This window comes from Amycolatopsis rhizosphaerae, from assembly GCF_007713715.1.
In the GTDB taxonomy this organism is placed as follows: domain Bacteria; phylum Actinomycetota; class Actinomycetes; order Mycobacteriales; family Pseudonocardiaceae; genus Amycolatopsis_E; species Amycolatopsis_E rhizosphaerae.
In genome coordinates this window covers 1-22,426 of the sequence record NZ_VJWX01000061.1, presented here as the reverse complement: position 1 = coordinate 22,426, position 22,426 = coordinate 1, and the positions used below count along the sequence as shown (strand labels likewise).

Here is a 22,426-nt window from a genome sequence, read left to right as displayed (position 1 = left end):
CCTCACGGCACCGTCCACTTTGGGGTTGTCACGGCTCGCACAGGCTGACCAGCCTGGGCACGACCTCGGCCGGGGTGGGCATGGCGGAGATCTCCGTCCGGACCTGCCCGGCGGCCGAGCGCATCGCGTCATCGGTGACCAGCCGGTGCAGCAGGGCGGTGTCGACCTCCTCGATCCTGGCCGAGATGCCGACGCCGCGGTTGTGCACCGCCCTGGCATTGATGCCGTTGTCCGCGCCGGTGGCCAGCACGAGCTGGGGGACGCCGGCCTCCAGCGCGGTCAGGGTGGTACCCCCACCACCGTGGTGGATCAGTGCGGTACAGGTGGGCACCAGGGCCGACAGCGGTACCCAGCCGAAAACCCGGGCGTTCGGGGGGATCGCGCCGAGCGCGTCGGGGTCGACATCGCCGAGCGCGAGTACCAACTCGACGTCAAGGCCGGCTGCCGAGGCCAGGATCGAAGCCGCCAGCTCCAGCCTCCAGGCGTCGGAGCCCGAGCCCAGGGTGACGCCGATCCGAGGGCGGCTCGGTGTGGCGATCGGCGGCATCAACCAGGCGGGCAGCTGCGCGCCGCCGCTGTAGGGAACGTGGCGCATCGGCCAGCCGTCGCGCGGGCCATCGATCATGCTGGGCGGGCAGGAATCGGTGCCGGCGCGTCGCTCCGGTAGGCCGGTGGCGCCGTAGTCGGCGAACACCTCTTTCATGTGCTGGTACATCAGTACCGAAAGGCGCTCGCTCCGGCCGAAGCCTTCGCGGCACTCGACCGAAGGCACCCCGAGCACTGCCGCCGCCACCAACGCACCGCCGTACAACGACGAGTGCACCACCAGGTCGGGCCGCCATGCTCTGGCCAAGTCGACCAGCACGTCGGTGAACTCGGCGGACCTCTCGGCGAAGAACGGCACCGCCTCCTCGAGGGAGTCCAGCCCGGCGTCACCCCGCTCGCGCAGTTTGGCATGGAGAGCGGGATCTTTTTCCGCCAACTTCTCGGCCGACTTCGCCAACGCTTCCGGCCGGTCCTGTCCCAGCTCGACCTCCACGACGGGAAGCCCCGCCTTTTCCACGGCCAGACCGCCCAACGCGGTGCCGAACAGCACTTCGTGCCCGGCCGCGCGCAGTGCCCACGCCAGCGGCACCATCGGATACGCATGGCCGATCGCCGGGATCGGCAGGAAGAGAACACGCATCGTCCTGGTCGTCCTTTCTTTCGCGCACATCCGATGCGAGCGAGCGGTGGGTGCGGTTCAGACGCGGCGGGCGTACCGCATCACGGTCAACGGGCCGAAAACCGCGGTCGTACCGAGGATCCAGAAAACGGTACCGGCCACCGGCATCAGGGCATCGGTGCCGGCCAGGAGAGCACGGCATGCGTCGCACACCAGCGTCACCGGATTGACCTCGGCGAATATCCGCAACCAGCCCGGCATCGTGTCGAGCGGAACGAACATCGAGCTGCCGAACTGCAGGGGGATCATCCACATCGAGGCGGCCGTCTGAACGGATTGCGGTCGCCGCAGCATCAGGCCGATGAACGCCGACACCCAGGACAGCGCCATGCCCAGACCCACCATGAGGAGCATCGAAGCGAGCACGGCCAAGGGGCTGGACGCCCGGAAGCCGATGGCGAACCCGAACGCGAACATCAGGACCAGTGCGATGACCATGCGGCACACATCGGCGGTGATCCGTCCGATCAGTACCGACGAACGCGCGATGGGAAACGAGCGGAACCGGTCCATCATCCCGCTGGTGAAGTCCAGGTTCAACCAGATCCCGGTCAGTCTGGACGCGACGGCGACGGTCTGGAACGTGATGCCCGGCAGCACGTATTCCTTGTAGTCGATACGGCCGTTGCCGATCGCCCCGCCGAAAACGTAGATCAGGACGATCCCGAACAGCATCGGGAAGACCGCCGTGGAAACCAGCTGCATCGGTGAACCCCGCATGTGCAGGAGGTTGCGCCGGCAGATCGCCATGGACTGGCGGAACACCCGCCGGGGATCAGTCGTCGATCTGCCCGGGGTCATAATGGGCAGGTCGGTCTGCAAAGGTCCCATCCGATTCCTCGCCAGCCTTCCGCCTTGTCTCGGTGTTCGGTGTGCGCCCGGTGAGGGCGAGGAACACCTCGTCCAGCCCGGGGGTATGCGTATCGACGCTGACCAGCGGCAGACCGGTTTCGCCCAGCGTCCGGACCGCCCTGGTGAGCTGGTCGTCGTGGCTGATCGTCAGCGAAACCAGGCCGGTTTTGTCGTCGGTCCTGACCAGTCCGAGCCCGGCGCCGGTGAACGCCGCCGCCACCGCCTTCGGCGACACCGACGGTGCCGGCCGGACACGCAGCACGGTCCCGCCGACCTTGGCGCACAGCTCCGCGATCGGACCGGAGGCGACCACGGCACCGTCGTCCATGACCGCCACGTGGTCGGCCAGTTCCTCGGCCTCCGTCATGTACTGGGTGGTCAGCAGCACGGTGGTGCCCTGCGCGACCAGTTCCCGCACGATGTCCCACAACCCGTTGCGGCTGTGGGGATCGAGTCCGGTCGTCGGTTCGTCGAGGTAGAGCACCTTCGGCCGTCCGATGAGGCTGGCCGCCAGGTCCAGCCGGCGCCGGAGTCCGCCGGAATAGGTGGACACGAGCCGGCCGGCCACCCTGGTCAGTTCCAACCGCTCGAGCAGTTCGTCCACTCTCGCCCATGCCGTGCGCCGCGGAAGGTCCAGTAGCCGGGCGAACAGGTACAGGTTCTCGCGCCCGGAGATGTCGATGTCCACCATGGAGTACTGCCCGGTGAGACCTATCGATTCGCGGACGAGGTCCGGCCGCTCGCTGATCTCGTGGCCTGCCACCCAGGCCTGCCCCGCGTCCGGCGGCACCAGGGTGGCCAGCATGCGAATCATGGTGGTCTTGCCCGCCCCGTTCGGACCGAGCAGGCCGAGTACGGTGCCGGCGGGCACCTCGAGGTCGACGCCGTTCACGGCACGGACGTCACCGAAGCGCTTCACCAGCCCCTGGGCCCGGATCGCGGCGGTCATCGGCTTCCCCGTTGCGCGGCGACACCGGGATCGAACGCCGACGGCATCGGATCAAGTTCGACGGGCAGATGCAGATAGCCCTGGGTGAGATTGCTGCGCAGCCATTCCGGCGGGCCGGTGAGAGTGATCGAACGCACCTGCTCGACGAGCACCCGCAACAACGCGGCGAGGCCGGCGCGTGCCAGTGCCGCACCAAGGCAGTGATGCGGCCCGTTGCCGAATCCGAGATGCTTGTTCGGCTGCCGGTCCAGCAGGAATCGCTGCGGGTGCGGGAACACGCGCTCGTCCCGGTTGGCGGCGGGCAGCCAGGCCACCACCGGGCTTCCGGCCGGCAGGACCCGCCCGGAAACCTCGACCTCCTCCGTGGCGACCCGCAGCACGTGCATCGCCGGTGACGTCCACCGGATCACTTCTTCGACGGCCGTCCGGATCAGCGCGGGATCCGCCCGCAGCCGGTCCAGCGCGCCGGGAACGGTGCTCAACGCGTGGAAGCACCCGGTGATCGAATGCCGGGTCGTCTCGTTGCCGCCGATCAACACGTTGTCGCAGTTGAACAACACGTCCTGGACGCTGAGCCTGCCGTCGGACAGCAGCGTGCTCACCAGATCGTCGCCGGGGGCGGATCGCCGCCGTTCCACGAGTTCGTAAAAATACATCAGAATTTCGGAATGCGCCTCACTGGGCGTCATTTTGTCGAACGTCCCGTCGCTGCCACCGAAAGCATGATTGGTCAGTTCGACGAGTCGTTCCCGGTCATTCGGCGGCACGCCGAGTATCTCGCAGACCACCGCGGCGGGCAGTCTCGGCCCGACGGTCATGGCGACGTCGACCCTGCCCGCCCGGACGGCTTCGGAAAGGCATTTCCGCACCTCGGCGTCGATGAACTGGTCCAATGTGGTCGCGTTCGTCCGGGACAGGAACGGTGTTATCAGCCGCCGGAGACGGGTGTGGTGGTCGCCGTCGGTGACCACCAGCATCCTTCCGCCGGCGCGGTCCGGGGTCTCGGCGTCGAACCCGATCATCATTCCGTACTCGGACGTGAACGGTGCCGAAGGCGCGAGAACCCGGCGGCAGGCCTCATGGGAGAACACCGACCAGAAGCCGTGCGGTGAGCTGCCCGGTTCGCTCCACACCGGCTCGTCGGCAACCGCGTAATCCCGCCACATCGCGAAGCGGGCGTCCGTTCGGTACAGGTCCGGATTTCCGAGATCCGGTACGTACTCCCGGGCGGCACGTGCTCGCCGAGGACTGGTATGGTCTTCGTCCTCGAACGGGTTCGTCATCGCTCGGCTCCTTTGCTCCGGCCCTGCGCCAAGATTAGGTATTCCACTTATCGCCGAGTTATCGGGCGAAGTTCTCCACCGCTGATTTCCCACCCTGCCGGATCCGCGGAGCCGACTGGTCCCGATCACTTTTCCAGCAGCAACGGGTTCAGCGCCGCGCAGACGTCGGCCACCGGTCCGGGGTCCATCAGTTCCTCGTGCCGGCAGTCCACTGTGGTGATCACCCGGATCGCTCCGTCCACACGGGACTCCCAGCTCTCCGGGGTCTCCCAGGGTTTGCGGCCACGGTTGACGGCCACCAGCTGCATGTCACCGGCATAGCGCTCCGGCTCCTCGGCCAGCAGGCCCCGCACGTTGCCGACCATGACTTCCAGGACCCGGGACCGTTCGGCGACCGACAGGTAGTGCAACTCGCTGCGGCCCCGCCCGAGGTAGCCGACAACCTGGGCACGCAGGCCCTCGAGGTCCGGCCGCGGTGCGTCCTTGTCGCCGTAGTACTCGGCGTATCCGGCGAACATGGTGGCCAGCACGTAGTGCTCGTCGTGCCGGCCGACGCGCGCGGGCTCCGGCGGATACGCGTCCAGGTTCGCCAGCAGGCCCACTCGCCGACCTGCCCGCTGCAGAGCCAGGGCGACCGGCTGCACGAGGTTGCCCCCGAAGGACCAGCCGAGCAGGTGGTAGGGGCCCTCCGGCTGGATGCCCCGGATGGTGTCGGCGAGTTCGGCGGCGATCCCGGCGAGGCCGTCCGGCAGCGGGCGCTCCCCGGCAAGCCCCTTGGATTGCAGCGCGTACACCGGGATCCGGGGATCGAGCGCGCTCAGCAGGTTGACATATCGCCAGCTCATCCCGGTGATCTGGGGCAGGCAGAACAACGCGGGCAGGTCGCCCTGGGCGCGCAGCGGCAGCACCCGGCCGAACACGTCCAGTTCGCCGGCCGTGCGATCCAGCAGTGCGGCGACGGCGGCCGGGGTCGGCGCGTCCACCACCGCGCGGGCGGTCAGGTCGACGGCCAGCGCCGAGCGCACCCGCGCGGCCAGCCGGGCGCACAGCGGGGGATTGCCGCCCCGCTCGAAGAAATCGTCCTCCGGGTCGACCTCGGGCACCCCGAGCACTTCGGCGAACAGGCGGCACAGCACGTATTCCCGCACGCTTCTCGGCGCCCGGCCGACCGGCCGCACGTCGGCGGGCGGCACGGGCAGCCGGGCCTGGTCCAGCTTTCCGCCGGGGGTCAACGGCAACTCGGCCAGTGCCACGAACGCCGAGGGCACCATGTACCCGGGGAGCCGGGCGGCGAGATACTCGCGCAGCTCACCCGCCGGGGCCGGCTCGCCGGACGGCACCACGTAGGCGACCAGCCTGCGCTCGCCTGAGCGGCTCTCGCGCGCCACCACTGCCGCCGCGGCGACTCTGTCGTGCTGCCGCAGCGCCGCTTCGACCTCGCCGAGTTCCACCCGGAAGCCACGGATCCTGACCTGATCGTCCACCCGGCCCACCAGATCCAGCCGCCAGCCCGCGGCCTCAGCCTCCGGCCCGGTGTCGCGCCGCCACCGCGCGAGATCCCCGGTGCGGTACAGCCGTGCGCCCGGCGGGCCGAACGGGTTGGCCACGAAGCGTTCGGCGGTCAGCGCGGACCGGCCGAGATAGCCGCGGGCAAGGCCGGAGCCCGCGATGTACAGCTCCCCGGTCACTCCCGGCGGCACCGGACGCAGCGCCGCGTCCAGCACGTAGGTCCGTGCGCCGTGGATCGGCCTGCCGATGCCGGGGGAGCGGTCGCCGGGCCGGCACCGCGCGAAGGTCACGTCGACGGTCGCCTCGGTCTGCCGGTACGCGTTGACCACCAGCCGGTCCCGGGCCCAGTGGTCGATCAGCTTCTCGGGGCAGGGTTCCGCGCCGGTGATCCAGGCACGCAGGTGCGGCAGCGGCACCATGGGCACGCCGAGCATCGCCGACGGCGGCACGTGCACGTGGGTGATGCGCAGCCGGTCCAGCTCGCGGGCCAGGTCCGCGCCGGCGGGCTGACGCGGCGGCACCACCAGGCAGGCGCCGGACAGCAGGGCCAGGGTCAGCTCGGCGACCGACTCGTCGGCGCCGGGTGAGGCGAACTGGAGCACCCTGGACTCGGGCGTGATCCGGTAGTGCGCGCGCTGGTGGGCGGCGAGGCCGGAAAGCCCCTCGTGGGTCACCACGACCCCGCGCGAGCTCCTGGCGGTGCCGGGGGGGTACAGCACGTAGGCGGGGTGTCCGGGCCGCAGTGGCGCGCCGCGAACCGCGTCGGCCGGCTCGGTGGCGGGCAGCCCGGTCAGGTCGAGGTCGTCCAGCTCGATGATCTTGGCGCCTCCCGGTGCCGGCCCGTCGACGGACCGGGTGGTCAGCACCACCGCCGGAGCGAGGTCGGCGAGCAGGTGGTCGAACCGGGTGGCGGGATCGTCCGGATCGACCGGCGCGTACGCGGCCCCGGCCTTGGTGACGGCCAGTACCGCCACCACGAATTCGGCGGACCGGCGCAAGGCCAGCGCGACCACGTCTTCCGGCCCGACGCCCAGGCCGATCAGGTAGTGCGCCAGGCGATTGGCGCGCGCGTCCAACTCGGCGTAGCTGACGGTCACTCCGCGATCCTCGACCGCCGGGTGGTCCGGGGTCTTCGTGGCCTGGGCGGCGAACAGGGCGGCCAGGCTGGCAGGCGGTTCGGCGTCGCCGCCGGTGGCCACCAGCCGGCGGCGCTCCGCCGCGGACAGCAGGTCGAGCCCGCCGAGGTGGAGGTCCGGGTTGTCGGCGACCTGCGCCAGGAGCCGCACCAGCCGGTCCGCGATGGCCTGCGCGGTTTCGGCGTCGAACAGGTCGGTGGCGTAGTCCAGCGTGCCGCGAATCCCGTCCGGCGCCCCGTCCGCGAACCGCTCGGCCACGGTGAAGGACAGGTCGAGCCTGGCGACGCCGATGCCGAAGTCCTCGGCCGCGACGCTCAGGCCGGGCATGTCCAGCGCCGGCCCTTCGTTGTTCTGGAACACCAGCATCACCTGGTACAGCGAGTGCTGTGCGGCGGACCGCGCCGGGTTGGCCATCGCCACCACGCGCTGGAACGGCACATCCTGGTGGGCGAACGCCGCCAGGTCGGCCTGCCGGACCCGGCCGACCAGATCCCGGAAGCCGGGATCGCCCGAGGTGTCCGTGCGCAGCACCAGGGTGTTCACGAAGAACCCGACCAGCTCGTCCAGCACCTGGTCGTTCCGGCCGGCGACCACGGTGCAGAGCCGCACGTCGGTACCCGCGCCCAGCCAGGTGAGCAGGCCGGCGATCGCGGCGTGCACCACCATGAACATGCTGGACTGGCTGGTGCGGGCGAGGTCGGCCAGCCCGCGGTGCACGGCGGCGTCCACCTCGAAGGCCACCGAATCGCCCCGGTAGCTCGGCGCTGCCGGGCGGGGCCGGTCGGTGGGCAGGTCGAGCTGGCTGGGCAGCCCGGCAAGATACTGCCGCCAGAACTCCAGCTGGGTGCTGACCAGACTGTCCGGATCGGACTCCGAGCCCAGCAGTTCCCGTTGCCACAGCGTGTAGTCCGCGTAGTGCACCGGCAGTTCCGGCCAGTCGGGACGCCGTCCGGCGCGACGCGCGGTGTACGCGGTGACCAGGTCGCGGGTCAGCGGCCCGGCGGACCAGCCATCGCTGGCGATGTGATGGGCCACCATCAACAGCACGTGCTCGCGCGGGCCGGTGGCGAACACCCAGGCCCGCATCGGCAACTCGGTGGCCAGGTCGAACGGGGTGGTCGCGGCCCGCAGCATCGCCTCGGCCAGCTCATCCGCGGAGACCTCGGCGAACTCGACCACCGGGCGCGCCTGGGCCTGCGGCAGCACGTGCTGGTAGGGCATGCCGTCCACCTCGACGAACAGCGTGCGCAGGCTCTCGTGCCTGCCCACCACGTCGCCGAGCGCGGCCACCAGTGCCGCCTGGTCGAGTTCGCCGGTCAGCCGCACCGCCATCGGCAGGTTGTAGTTGGCGCTGGGGCCCTCGACCTGGTGCGTGAACCACAGCCGCTGCTGGGCGAAGGACAACGGGAGCCGGTCCGGCCTCGCCGCCCGCCGCAGTGCCGGCCTGGCCAGGTCCGCCTCGTCCAGCCGCGCCAGAAGACCGGAGACGGTCGGCGCTTCGAAGACCGCCCGCACCGGCAGCTCCACGCCGAACACGGCCCGCACGCGGGACAGCAACCGGACGGCGCTCAGCGAGTGCCCGCCGATGGCGAAGAAGTTCTCGTCCGGCCCGACCCGTTCCCGGTTCAGCACGTCGGCGACCAGGCCGCACAGGATCTCCCCTCGCGGATCCCGTGCGCGGGACGCGGGTGCCGCGTCGCCGGTCCGGGCGGGGGCGGATTCCGGGGCCAGGTCACCGAACAGCGCGACCCGGTCGGCCTCGGCCAGGGTGACCGGCCGGCCCAGCGGGGTGTCCGCCGCGTCGACCAGCCGCCGCAACGCGCTCGCGAACGCGTCCGCCACCCACTGTGCCGTGGTGTCGTCGAACAGGTCCTGCCGGTACTCCAGCACGGCCTGCAGACGGTCGCCGGTCAGCCGGACCGCCAGCCGGAGCGGGTAGTGCGCGGCGTCATCGCCGCTGATCCCGGTCAGTCGCACCCGCGGGGTGATCTGCCGCGCGGACAGGTCGACAGGGTAGTTCTCGAACACCACGAACGTGTCGAACAGGGTGGCCAGGCCGGTCTGCCGGGTGACGTCGGTCAGCCGGAGGTGCTGGTGCGCCATCAGCCGGGACTGCTCGTCCGCGAGCCGGGCGAGGTTGTCCGCGGCGGTCGCCTCGGGCCGCAGCCGGACCCGCACCGGCACGGTGTTGAGGAACATCCCGACCATGTTCCGCACGTTGTCGATCTCCGGCGGGCGGCCGGACACGAGGGTGCCGAACACCACGTCGTCGTGTCCGGTGACGGCCGCGAGCACGCTCGCCCACGCCGCCTGCACCAGGGTGTTCGCGGTCAGGCCGGTGGACAGGACGAGCTGCCGGAGTCGTGCGCCCACCTCCGGGTCCGGCCGGACGTCGAGCTGCGCGGGCAGTTCTGAGCCGAGGCCCGCGCCCGGAGCCACCAGCGTCGGCCGGTCCAGTCCGGCCAGTGCCACCTGCCACACCCGCAGCGAATCCGCGGGGTCCTGTTCGGACACCCAGGTCAGGAAGTCGCGGTAGGGGGTGACCCTGGGCAGCCCGGCCGGGTCGCCACCACTGGCGTAGAGCGCGAACAGGTCGTCGATCAGCACCGCCAGGGACCAGCCGTCGACCAGGATGTGGTGGTTGGTCAGCACCAGCCGGTATTCGTCGGCGGCGATCTTGACCAGGGTGAACCGCAGCAGCGGCGGTCGCTTGAGGTCGAACCGGGCCACCCGGTCGGCGGCCAGCAGCTTGCCGAGTTCCCCGTCCCGCCGCTCGGCGTCGAAGCCGGAGAGGTCCACTTCGGACCAGTCGAGCGGGACCTCGCGGTAGATCACCTGGATCGGCTCGCCCGTCTTGCGCAGCCGGAAACCGGATCGCAGCACCGGGTACCGCTGGACCAGGCCGGCCGCGGCCGTCCGGAGCACTTCGGGCTCCAGTTCGCCTGCCAGCGCCAGCACGCACTGCGCCTGGTAGACGTCGACCCCGTCCTCGTCGTAGATGGCGTGGAAGAACATGCCCTCCTGCAACGGCGTGAGCGGCAGCACGTCCTCAAGCTTGGTCACTCCAGAGCCCCCTGTTCGGCTTCCAGTTCAGCTTCCAGTTCGTCGATCTCGGCCTGCGCGAGGGCGATCGACAGCTCCGGCGGGGTGAGGCCGCCCGCGCTCGGATCCGCCGCGTGCCGGGCCAGTGCCCGCAGCGCGTCGAACCAGGCCTCGGCCAACCCGGCCACGTCCGGCTCGGCCAGCAGCGTCCCGGGCCAGGCCCAGGTCACCGAGAGGCTGGGCCCGTCCGGTCCGTCCACCGCCGCCGCGTTGATCTCCAGTACGTGCGGTACGGCTTGGGCGGGGTCGAGGACCGGGGGTTTGCCGATGTCGTCCACCTGGCCCCAGTCCTCCCCGGCACTGTCACCGGAGCTGACGCCGAACCGGCCGGTGTAGTTGAACCCCAGTTGCGGGGACGGCAGGCCGGCGAGTGCCGACGCGGTCTCCGGGTTCAGGTAACGCAGCAGGCCGAACCCGATGCCGTGGCCGGGTAGGGCGCGCAGCTGTTCCTTGACCGCCTTGAGCGCGCGGCCGATCGCCGGCCCGCCCGCACTGATCTCCCGCCAGTCGGCCGGGCCGGGATCCAGCCGCACCGGGTACAGGCTGGTGAACCAGCCCACCGTGCGGGACAGGTCGGCTCCGGGCACCACGTCCTGACGGCCGTGGCCCTCCAGATCGAGCAGTACCGTGCCGCCGGTCCGGTCCCGCCACTTGTTGACCGCGAGCGCCAGCCCGGTGAGCAGCACGTCGTTGACCCCGGCGTCGAACGCCGCCGGGGCCGTGGTCAGCAGCGGCGCGGTGTGCTCGGCCGGCAGCGTGGTGGACAGGTGGCGCAGAGTGCCGGCGACGTCCACCGCCGGGTCGAGAGCTCGCGTGCCCAGTGGCGCCTCGGCCCCGGCCAGCAACCGCTGCCAGGTGCCGAGCTCGACCACCCGGTCCGGCCGGTGGGACGCCTCGGCCAGCCCCCGGGCCCACCTCCGGGCCGAGGTCGGCACCGGAGCCAGCAGTGGCGTGCTGCCTGCCGCCGCGTGCCGCCAGGCCAGTGCCAGGTCCGGCAGGAGGATCCGCCAGGACACCACGTCGACGGACAGGTGGTGCACGACCAGCAGCAGCCGTCCGGGCCGGGCCGGGCCCAGGTCGAACCACACCGCCTGCAGCGGCAGGCCGTCGCGGGGGGCCAGCCGGTCCCGTGCGGCCTCGGCCTCGGCCGCGGTCCTCGTGGCGATCTCCTCGTCGGTTGCCCCGGCGAGGTCGACCCGGGTCAGCAGGTCGGCGACGGCGGGTTCACCCACCGGCCGGACGGTGAAGCTCCACTGGCCGTCCGGTGCGACGGTGAGCCGCTGGCGCAACGACTCGTGGTGGTCGACCACCGCCCGCAGCGCCGTTTCGAGGTCTTCGGACCGGATGCCGCGCGGCAGGCGCACCGCGGCGGACTGGTTGAAGCCGTCGTAGTGGTCGGTGAGCTCGCGCAGCCAACCCATGATCGGCATGGGGCCGAACTCGCCGTCGGCGTCGTCGTCCGGTCCGGCCGCCGGGGGTTCGTCCCAGGTGGCCACCGCGGCCAGCGCGGCCGGGGTGCGCAGTTCGACGACCTCCCGCACCGTCAGGGCGAGACCGGCGCGGCGTGCGGCGCCGACGAGTTCGATGGAGATGATGCTGTCGCCGCCGAGGGTGAAGAAGTCCTGGTCGGCATTGACGTGGGACAGGTTGAGCACCTCGGCGAACAGACCGCAGAGGAGCTCCTCGCGGGCGTCGCGCGGGCCGTCGGCCACGTCGAGCTCGACCTCGTTGACGGGTGCGGGCAGCCCGGCCCGGTCCAGCTTGCCGTTGGGGGTCACCGGCAGCGCGTCCAGCGTCACGAACGCCGAGGGCACCATGTACTCGGGGAGCCGGCCTGCGACATGGCGGCGCAACTCGTCCACTGGAGCCGGCTCGCCGCTCGGCACGACGTAGGCCACCAACCGGCGGTCGCCCGGCCGGTCCTCCCGCACGATCACCGCGACCTGCCCCACCGCGGGATGCCGCAGCAGGACGGCCTCGATTTCGCCGAGCTCGATGCGGAACCCCCGCACCTTCACCTGAGCGTCCGCCCGTCCGGCGAACACCAGCTCGCCCTGCTGGTTCCACCGCGCCAGATCCCCGGTCCGGTACAGCCGCGTGCCCGGCGGGCCGAACGGACAGGCGACAAACCGCTCCGCGGTCAAGGCCGCCCGCCCCAGGTAGCCGCGGGCCAATCCCGGGCCCGCCACGTACAACTCGCCGACGACGCCCGGTGGCACCGGACGCAACCACTTGTCCAGCACGAACACCCGCGCGCCCACGATCGGACGGCCGATCGGCACCACCGCGTCCCCGGGAGACAACGGCTCGCTCAGCGTCACGACGACCGTCGCCTCCGTCGGGCCGTACGCGTTGACCATCCGACGGCCGGGAGCCCACCGCGCCACCAGCTCCGGCGGACACGCGTCACCCCCCACCACCAGGGTCATCCCCGGCGGCAGCGCATCTTCCGGCACCGTCCCCAGCGCCACCGGCGGCATCATCACGTGCGTCACCCCCCGTGCCGCCACCACCTCGGCCAACCCGGCAAGGCCTGCTTCCGACAGCACCAGGCACCCTCCACAAAGGAGGGTTCCGTAGATCTCGGCGGCCGCCACGTCGAAGCTGAGCGAGGTGAACTGCAGCAGACGACTGCGGTGGTCGATAGCGAACCGCTCGCTCTGCCCGGCGACCAGGTTCCCGATGCCGCGATGGGTGACCACCACGCCCTTGGGCCGTCCGGTCGAACCCGACGTGTAGATGACCCACGCCGGCGAGTCGGCACCGAGCGGCGCCCACCGCTCGCCGTCCGGCACGGGGGCGTCCGAGAGCCCGGCCACCGCACCGGACACCGCCGGGTCGTCGACCACCACCGGGGGAGAGCCCTCCGGCAGCCGGTCCGCCAGCTCTCGCGTCGTCACCACGCACACGGGTGCGGAGTCGGCGACCATGAACTCGAGCCGGTCGGCCGGGTAGGCCGGATCCAACGGCACGTAGGCTCCCCCGGCCTTGTGCACCGCCAGCAACGTGACCACGAGTTCCGCCGACCGCGGCAGCATCACCCCCACCAACCGCTCCGGCCCCACACCCAAGGACACCAGGTACCGGGCCAGCCTGTTCGACCGCGCCTCCAACTCCGCGTACGACAGGGACTCTGCCTCCGCGACCACGGCCTCGTCCGCGCCCCGCAGTGCCACCTGCCTCGCGAACAGCTCGGGAGTCACCACGCCTTGCTCGTTCACCGCAACGTCCCCAGTTCTTCTTCCAGTTCGTCGATCTCGCCCTGATCCAGCGCCAGTGACAGATCCGAGGGGGTGTGGCCACCGGCGGCCAGGCTCTCGACATGCCGGACCAGCCCGCGCAGCGCGGTCAGCCAGGCCTCGGCCAGCTCACGGACTTCGTCTTCGGCCAGCAACGCCTCCGGCCACAACCAGTCGGCCACCAGGTGCAGACCATCGGCGTCGCGCCTCGCCGCGGCATTGATTTCGAGGACGTGCGCAACGGGCTGCTCCGCGTCCCGGTGCGCGGGCAGGGGGATGTCCGAGACCTGCTCCCAGTCGGCGGGTTCGGTGTGATCACCCGAGACCGAGCCGAACCGCCCGAGATAGTTGAACGAAAGTTCGGGACCGGGAAGCGCCGCGAGCACCGGCGCGGTCTCCTCATTGAGGTAGCGCAGCAAGCCGTAGCCGATACCGTTGTCCGGCTGCCCCCGGAGCTGCTCCTTGACCGCCTTGAGCGCCTGGCCGACGGCCGGGCCACCGGCTCGTACCTCTTGCCAGTCCACCCGTCCCGGATCGAGCCGCACCGGATAGAGGCTGGTGAACCACCCCACGGTCCGCGTGAGATCCAGGCCGGGAACGATGTCCTCGCGACCGTGTCCCTCCAGGTCGAGCACGACTTCGCTGCCGGAGCGCGGACTTACTCCCCGCCGGTGGCCGACCGCGAGTGCGAGTGCGGTCAGCAGCACATCATTGATGCCGGCGTGGAACGCGGCGGGCACCGCGGTCAGTAACGCGCCAGTCTGCTCAGCGGGCAAGCTCACCGAGAGGGACCGGACCGTCCGGGCGACATCGAGGGCGGGGTTCAGCGGACGGCTGCCCAGGTTCGGCGCGGCCGGAGCCAGCGCCCGTTGCCACACCTCGAGTTCGCGGACCCGGCTCGGCCGGCGAGCCTCTTCGGCCAGCGCCAGCGCCCAGGTCGGCATCGAGGTCAGGACCGGTTCGACGACGGGGACTTCACCCGCCACCGCGCTCCGCCAGGCCGATGCCAGGTCCGACAGCAGAATCCGCCACGACACCGCGTCCACGGCCAGATGGTGGAGAACCAGCAGCAGGCGGCCGGCACGGTCCTCGCCGAAATCGAACCACACCGCCTGGCACATCACACCGTCCGCCGGGCACAGCCGCAGCCGCGCCGCTTCGCCTTCCGCCGCGACCACGGCGGCAAGCTGCTCACCGGCCAGCCCGTGGACGTCCACTCGGGACAGCACCTCCCCGGCGGAACTCCGCCCGGAGGGCGCCAGGCTCCAGCGGCCATCCGCAGAAACGGTCAACTGCGACCGCAGCGATCCATGGCGGTCGAGCACTGCCTGCAGGGCGGTCCGCAGCTCACCGATCCGAGCGCCCGCGGGCACCTGAACGGCCACCGACTGGTTGTAGCCGTCGAACGGTCCGCCGAGTTCCCGCAACCACGCGATGATGGGTGTCGGATCCATCGCGCGGTGGTTCTCGTCGTGGCCCGCCCGGCCGGATTCCACACCGGTCGCCACGGAGGCGAGAGCCTCGACCGTGCGGTGCAGGAAGACATCGCGGACGGTCAGTCCCAGCCCCGCGCGCCGGGCACCCGCGACCAGTTCGATGGACAGGATGCTGTCGCCACCGAGCCGGAAGAAGTCCTGCCCGGGATGCACCTCGGCCAACCCCAGCACCTCGGCGAAAATGCGGCAGAGGGTCTCTTCGTGGTGCCCGCGCGGCCGCCGGCCGGCGCCGGGGTCGGTTTCCGGTGCCGGCAGCGCGGCATGGTCGATCTTCCCGTTCGGCGTCAGGGGCAAGGCCTCCAGCCGCACGAACGCCGAAGGCACGAGGTAGTCCGGCAGCAGATCCTCCACCCGCGCGCGCAACGCGGCCGGATCGGCACCGGTGACCACATAGGACACGATCCGCCGGTGCCCCGGCCGGTCCTCCCGTACCACCACGACGGCCCGGCTCACGTCCGGCAACGCGGTGAGCACCGCCTCGATCTCACCCGGCTCGATGCGGAAGCCCCGCACCTTCACCTGCCGGTCGGCCCGGCCGGCGAATTCGAGCTGCCCCTGGGAGTTCCAGCGGGCCAGATCTCCGGTCCGGTACATCCGCGTACCGGAACCGGCGAACGGACACGCCACGAAACGCTGCGCGGTCAACGCGGGCCGCGCGAGGTAGCCGCGCGCCAGTCCGGCACCGGTCACATACAGTTCTCCCACCACGCCCGGGGCCACCGGGCGGAGCGAAGCATCCAGGACGAATGCTCTGGTGTTCACGATCGGCCGGCCGATCGGGGGTGCGACCGCGCCCGACAACGGCGCGCTCATCGTCGCACACACCGTCGTCTCGGTCGGGCCGTACGCGTTGATCATCCGGCGGCCGGTCGAGAACCGGGCGACCAACTCCGGTGCGCACGCCTCCCCGGCGACCACCAGCGTCATCCCGGCAGGCAGTCCCTCCGCGGACATCGCGCCCAGCGCGGTCGGCGGCAACGTCGCATGCGTCACCCGCTGGCGAGACAGCAGTTCCGCCAGCGGTTCTCCCGGCGCCAGCCGGGATGCCGGGGCCACGACGAGGCAGGCACCGGACAGCACCGCCATGCAGATCTCCCAGCCGGCCGCGTCGAAACTCAGCGATGCGAACTGCAACACCCGGCTGCCCGGCCCCACCTCGAGCCGCTCGATCTGGGCGGCGACCAGGCTGGCGATCCCGCGATGCGGCACCACGACGCCCTTGGGCCGACCCGTCGAACCCGACGTGTAGATCACCCAGGCCGGGGAATCGGCGCCCGGCGGAGCGAGCCGATCGCCCTCGTCGAGATCGGTGTCCGGCAACAATACGATCGCGGCCGCGGTGGCGGCCTCGTCCACCGGCACGACCGTGCCCGGTGTCGACGGCAGCCGCTCCGCGATCGCCGTGGTCGTCAGCACGCACGACGGCACCGAATCCGTGAGGATGTACTCGATCCTCTCCGGCGGATAGTCGGGATCGACCGGCAGGTAGGCCGCCCCGGCCTTGTGCGCCGCCAGCACCGCCACGACCATCTCCGTCGACCGCGGCAGGGCCACCGCCACCCGGCTTTCCGGCCCGACCCCGCATCCCAGGAGGTACCGCGCCAACCGGTTGGCCCGCGCGTCCAACTCCCGGTACGACACGGTCTCGTCCTCGAACACCACCGCCGGGCTGTCCGGTCTCCGTGCGACCTGTTCGGCGAACAACGCCGGAATCGTCGCCGCCGGTACCGCCCTGTCCGTCGCGTTGTAGTCCGTCAGCAACCGGTGACGTTCCCGGTCGGACAGCACCTCCACCTCGCTCAACCGGCGATCGGGAGCCGCGACGACCGCCGACAGCAACCGTGTCAGGCGCGCGGCGACCCGCGCGACCGACTCGCGGTCGAACAGGTCGACCGCGAACTGCAGGACCCCGTCGATGCCGGCGGGACGGCCCTGCGCGGTGCGCGTCTCCTCGAGTCCGAACTGGAGGTCCAGTTTCGCCCCGCCGGAACCGAAATCGGCGATGTCGACCTGAAGTCCGTCCAGTTCCCATTTCTCGTCGGTACCGCTGGAATAGGCCAGGCTGATCTGGAACAGCGGGTGGTGGGCCAGCGAGTGTTCCGGTTGGAGCACCTCGACCAGCCGGTCGAACGGCACATCCTGGTTGGCGTAGGCGGCTATGTTGGCCTTCCGGACCCGGGTCAGCAGTTCGGCGAAGGTCGGATCGCCCGAGGTGTCGTTGCGGAGCACGAGATTGTTGGCGAAGAAGCCGACGAGATCATCCAGTGCGCTGTCGGCCCGCCCCGCGACCGGGCTGCCGATCAGGATGTCGGTGCCGGCGCCCAGTTTGGTCAGCAGGGCGGCGATCGCGGCCTGCGCGACCATGAACATCGTGACATCGTGGCTGCGGGCGAGTTCCACCATCGCGGCATGGGTCGCGGCGTCCACCGTGAACCGCACGTCATCGCCCCGGTGCGTCGGCACGGCCGGATGAGGCCGGTCCGTCGGCAGGGAAATCAGCTGCGGGGAATCGGCCAGGGTTCGCCGCCAGAACTCCACCTGACGGCCGATCGCGCTGTCCGGGTCGTCTTCCCCGCCCAGGATCTCCCGCTCCCACAGCGTGTAGTCGACATACTGCACGGGCAGCTCGCTCCAGGACGGCGCCTGACCGGCCCGCCGGGCGGCGTAGGCGGAAGCGAGATCCCGGCTCAACGGCCGCAGGGACAGACCGTCCACGGCGATGTGGTGTGCCAGCAGCAGCAACACGTACTGGTTCTCGCCGAGCGCGAACAGGAATGCCCTGAACGGGATTTCGGTGGCCAGATCGAAGGCGTGGTTCGCCGCCTCGAGCACGGCGGCCTGCAGTCCGTCCGGGCCGACATCGACGACCGAGACCTCCGGACGCGCTTCGCCGGCGTCGAGCACGCTTTGGTACGCGACTCCGTCGTGTTCGGGAAATACGGTGCGCAGCACTTCGTGCCGGTGCACGACATCGGTCAGTGCCGCTTCCAGCGCCGCCTGGTCGAGATTCCCGGACAGGCGCAGCGCTATCGGCATGTTGTAGGTCGGGCTCGGGCCTTCCAGCTTGTGCAGGAACCACAGGCGGCGCTGGCCGAACGACAGCGGGACGTACCGCGGACGCTCGGCGGGCACCAGTGCGGCGCGGCCGGCATCGGCGCCCTCGAGCCGAGCCGCCAACCGCGCCACCGTCGCGGCCTCGAAGATCGTCCACACCGGCATTTCCCGCTGGAACACCGTCCGAATCCTGCTGGCCAGCCTGATCGCCAGGATGGAGTGCCCGCCGAGGTCGAAGAACCCGTCGTCGATCCCCACCGAGTCCAGCCCCAGCACCTCGGCGAACAGCCCGCACAGGATCTCTTCGGCGGGGGACCGCGGCGCACGGGAAGCGGCCGATCCGGCGAGCGCCGGCGCGGGCAGTGCCCGGCGGTCGACCTTTCCGTTCGTCGTCAACGGCATTTCGTCCAGCACGGTCACCGCGGCCGGCACCATGTATTCCGGCAACCAGTGCCGCAGGTAGGACCGCAGGGACCGGCCCAGCGCATCGGCCTGGTAAGGCCTGGCCGGATCATTCCCGTACCCCGCCAACGGACGGCTTCCGGCCACGAGGGGATACACGATGCCCACCGCGCCAACGCCATGCGACGGGTCGCGGGTGAAAACGGCTTCGACACTGCCGTCTTCGGCGCCGGGGGACCAGGCTACGCCGGTAAGGAATCCATGTCGGGTTCCCAAGTCGTACAACGCATCCGGGTCCACCGGTGCCGCCGGCGACGCCGGCGTTCGTTCGTCGACGGCGGACAGCGCGGCCAGTTCGGGCAGCAGGCGGGCATTGGGCATGCCGGTCACCCGGACCGCCCCCGCGCCGGAGGCGGCCAGGTGGGCTTCCAGCGCCCCGAGATCGGCCACGTCGGCACCCCACCGCAGTTCCCGCGGCTCGTCCACCGACTCGGCTCCGGAGCCGCTGGTCCTGCGCAGCACGACGTCGTACCGGTAGCGGCTCAACTCGTTCGGGGCCACACCGCGTTTGACACCGATCTCCACCGACGGAACGTCGGGGAGCACCTGGCCCAGGGCCGGAAAGAACTCCGGATCGATCAGCAGTTCTTTTTCCCGCCGCACGGCCTGCGCCACGGATCGGTGCCACTGCGCCGGATCCCCGTCCGGATGGCGGAGCACCTCGATGGCCGCGCGGAAGCACCGCAGCAGACGGTGGTTGCGCACATCCCCGACGAACACCGCGCCACCCGGGACCACCAGGCTCATGGCCTGCCGCAGCACGGATACGAGGTAGTCCACGTTCGGGAAGTACTGCACCACGGAATTGATGACGATGGTGTCGAAGAAGTCCGCGGGCAGGCCGTCGAAGCAGTCGGCGGGTTGCGTTCGCAACACGACCCGGTCGGTCAGATCCGGGTTTTCCGCGACGACTTCCTCCAGCGCCGCCACGGCGATGGGCGAGAAATCCGTTGCCCAGTAGGCCTCGCTGTCCGGAGCCAACTTCGACAGCAGCAAACCGGACCCCACGCCGATCTCCAGTACGCGCCGTGGCCGCAGTCCCCGGATTCGCGTTACCGTCGTGTCCCGCCACGCACGCATCTCGGAAAGCGGGATCGGCGCGTCGTCGTAGCTGCTCCGCCACACCGAGAAGCTTTCGCTGAAATCTCCGGATTTCGCTTCTTCCTCGTACGCGGAATCGTAAACCTGTTGCCAGTCGTCAACCTGCTGCCGTACCACTCCGTCGTCATCGGACGACTGCGGCCGGTCGAGCGGGGTGACGTAGGCGATCAGTTGCTGCTGTTCGGTGGCGACCACCGCGGCCCGCGCGACATCGGGATGGCGCGAAAGCACGCTCTCGATCTCGCCGAGCTCCACGCGGAACCCGCGAAGTTTGATCTGGTGGTCGACCCGGCCGACGAATTCCAACTCACCGTTCCGGTTCCAGCGGGCCACATCGCCCGTCCGGTACATCCGCGTCCCCGGCCTGCCGAAGGGGTTCGCGACGAACCGCTCGGCGCTGAGCTTCGGCTGTCCGAGATAGCCGCGGGCCAGGCCGTCACCGGCGAGGTACAGTTCGCCGGCGACCCCGATCGGCACCGGACGCAACTCGCCATCGAGCACGTGCACCTGGGTGTTCGCGATCGGACGGCCGATCGGCGGGGTGCGTTCGTCGTCGGGCACCGTGGCGATCGTGGACCAGATCGTGGTTTCCGTCGGGCCGAACAGGTTGGTGACCCTGGCCGACCGCTCGCGCATCCGGACGGCCAGCCCCGCCGGCAGTGCTTCGCCACCGACCAGCATCCGCACGTCCCGGAACGCGTCCGCCGTCGTGCCCAGCAGCACCTGCCACATCGTCGGCGTGGCCTGCACGACCGTGCAACCGCGGGTGGCGGCGAGGGCGGCCAGTGCCATCGGATCGCGGACCGTCTTCTCCTGCGCGAGTACCACCTGGGCGCCGTGGACCAGCGGCAGGTACAGCTCCAGCGCCGCGATGTCGAAGGCGACCGTGGTCACCGCCAGCAGGCGGTCGGCAGGGGTCAGACCGCACGGCTCGCGCATCGCGGTGAGGAAGTTCGTCAGGTTCGCGTGCGTGACCACGACACCCTTCGGCACGCCGGTCGATCCGGACGTGTAGATGACGTAGGCCGGATGCTCGGCCCTCAAGGGCCGGACACGGTCACCGTCGTCGATGTTCGTCGCCGCCTGCCGCGCCAGCCGCGCGACAGTGTCCGGGTGGTCCAGCACCAGGCGGGTCCCCGCATAGTCCGGTAGCACGTCGGTGATGTCCGTGGTGGTCACCATCAGGACGGGTCCGGCGGCGCCGAGGATGTAGCCGAGACGGTCGGCGGGATATTCGGGGTCGAGCGGGAGATACGTGCCACCGGCCTTCAGCACGGCCAGCAGGGTGACCAGCAACGCCGGTGAGCGGGTCATCAGGACGGCCACGATCGACTCGGGTCCGACACCGGACTCGATCAGCACCCGCGCCAGCCGGTTCGCCCGGACGTTCAGTTCCTCGTAGCTCAACTCCACGTCGCCGCAGGCGACGGCAATCGCTTCCGGATCTTCTCGTACCCGGGCTTCGAACATCTCCGGCATGATCTCGGGCGGAGTTTCGGCCGCCGTTTCGTTCCACGCGAGCAACTGGCCGCGTTCGGCAGGCAGCAGCACATCATGGGCACCGATGGGAAGATCGGGATCGGCCAGCAGGGCACTCAGCCATCCGGTCCAGCGAGCCGCGAGGTGCTCCGCCGTCGCACGATCGAACACATCGGTGCTGTACTCGATCACACCGGTGATTCCCGCGGGAGCGCCGCCGGAGTTCCGCTGTTCGTTCAGCAGGAAGAACAGGTCGAACTTGGCGGTGCGGGTGTTGATGTCCGTGGTGGTCACGTCGAGGCCGGGCAGCTCGAAATGCGTATCCGAATAGGGGAAAAGCCCGAGCATGACCTGGAACAGCGGGTGATGTGCGGCGGAGCGGGCGGGGTTGAGGATCTCGACCAGACGCTCGAACGGCAGATCCTGGTGCGCGTAGGCGGCGAGGTCGGTCGCGCGCACCCGGTCGAGCAACTCCCGGAAGGTCGGCTCGCCGGAGGTGTCCGTCCGCAGTACCAGGCTGTTCACGAAGAATCCGACCAGGTCGGTCAGTGCGTCATCGGTCCGTCCGGCGGCGGGACTGCCCAGCGGAACATCCGTTCCGGCACCGAGCCGCGTCAACAGGGACGCCAGGGCGGCTTGCAGGACCATGAAGACCGTGACCCCACTCGATCGCGCCACCGCGATCGCGGCACGGTGATCGTCCGCGGACAGCGCCACCTCGACCTGGTCACCGCGATACGAGGTCACCGTCGGTCGTGGACGGTCGTAGGGGAGGTTCAGCTGTTCCGGGATTCCGCGCAGTTCCGCGCGCCAGAACTCCACCTGGGTGCTCGCCGTGCTCGACGGGTCGGATTCCTCGCCCAGCAGTTCCCGCTGCCACAACGTGTAGTCCGCGTACTGGACCGGTAGCGGCTCCCAGTCCGGTGCCTTCCCGGCACATCGCGCCTCGTAGGCCGACGCCAGCTCCCGCACCAGGGGTTTCATCGACGAACCGTCCGCGGCGATGTGGTGCAGCGCCAGCACCAACGCACAGTCTTCCGGCGCCGTGACGAGCAGCTCGGCGCGCAGGGGAATCTCGGTCGCCAGATCGAACGAGTAGCGGGCCGCGCGTTCGATGGCGTCGGTGAGCTGTGCCGCGCTCACATCGGAAACCACCAGATCGACGGAAACCCGGTCCAGCACCTGCTGGCGGCCGACGCCGTCGACCTCGGGATAGATCGTGCGCAACGTTTCGTGCCGGGCGAGAACATCCCGCAGTGCCGAGGTCAGCGCTTCGCGGTTCAGCACGCCCCGCAACCGCAGGCAGAACGAGATGTTGTAGGTCGGGCTCGGCCCTTCCAACTGGTGGAGGAACCACAGCCGCTGCTGCGCGAACGACAGGGGCACCACCTCGGCGCGCGCGGCCGGCCGCAACGGGGGCTGCGGTGGCGCGGTGGCGGCATCCAGGCGCGCGGCCAGTCCGGCCGCGGTCGGGGTCTCGAACACCGCACGCACCGGGAGTTCCACCCCCAGCACCGACCGGACCCGGCTGATCAGCCG

Annotated in this window: 6 protein-coding genes and 1 pseudogene; all 7 read right to left on the bottom strand. The window is 70.6% G+C overall.

Features of this window, described 5'->3' with window-relative positions:
- Window positions 1–28: 28 nt before the first annotated feature.
- Entirely contained in the window at window positions 29–1,186 is a 1,158-nt protein-coding gene (locus FNH05_RS09300) for a nucleotide disphospho-sugar-binding domain-containing protein (RefSeq protein WP_186382463.1), read from the bottom strand.
- A 57-nt stretch (window positions 1,187–1,243) separates the two neighbouring features.
- On the bottom strand, window positions 1,244–1,975 hold the full coding sequence (locus FNH05_RS09295; RefSeq protein ID WP_281287601.1) for an ABC transporter permease: 732 nt from the start codon (window positions 1,973–1,975) through the stop codon (window positions 1,244–1,246).
- 25 nt (window positions 1,976–2,000) lie between these two features.
- A complete protein-coding gene (locus FNH05_RS09290) occupies window positions 2,001–3,026 on the bottom strand; it encodes an ATP-binding cassette domain-containing protein (protein WP_144586924.1) in 1,026 nt (341 codons plus the stop codon).
- A complete protein-coding gene (locus FNH05_RS09285) occupies window positions 3,023–4,309 on the bottom strand; it encodes a cytochrome P450 (protein WP_144586923.1) in 1,287 nt (428 codons plus the stop codon). The genes FNH05_RS09290 and FNH05_RS09285 overlap by 4 nt, the downstream gene beginning before the upstream one ends.
- Window positions 4,310–4,434: 125 nt before the next feature.
- On the bottom strand, window positions 4,435–10,017 hold the full coding sequence (locus FNH05_RS09280) for a non-ribosomal peptide synthetase (RefSeq protein ID WP_222426560.1): 5,583 nt from the start codon (window positions 10,015–10,017) through the stop codon (window positions 4,435–4,437).
- The gene (locus FNH05_RS09275) at window positions 10,014–13,277 is read right to left on the bottom strand and encodes a non-ribosomal peptide synthetase (protein WP_144586922.1); all 3,264 of its coding nucleotides are present in this window, start codon (window positions 13,275–13,277) and stop codon (window positions 10,014–10,016) included. Before FNH05_RS09275 ends, FNH05_RS09280 begins: the two co-directional genes overlap by 4 nt.
- Window positions 13,274–22,402: pseudogene (locus FNH05_RS09270) on the bottom strand (amino acid adenylation domain-containing protein); the annotation flags it as partial. The gene FNH05_RS09275 and the pseudogene FNH05_RS09270, both read right to left, overlap by 4 nt.
- Window positions 22,403–22,426: the final 24 nt, after the last annotated feature.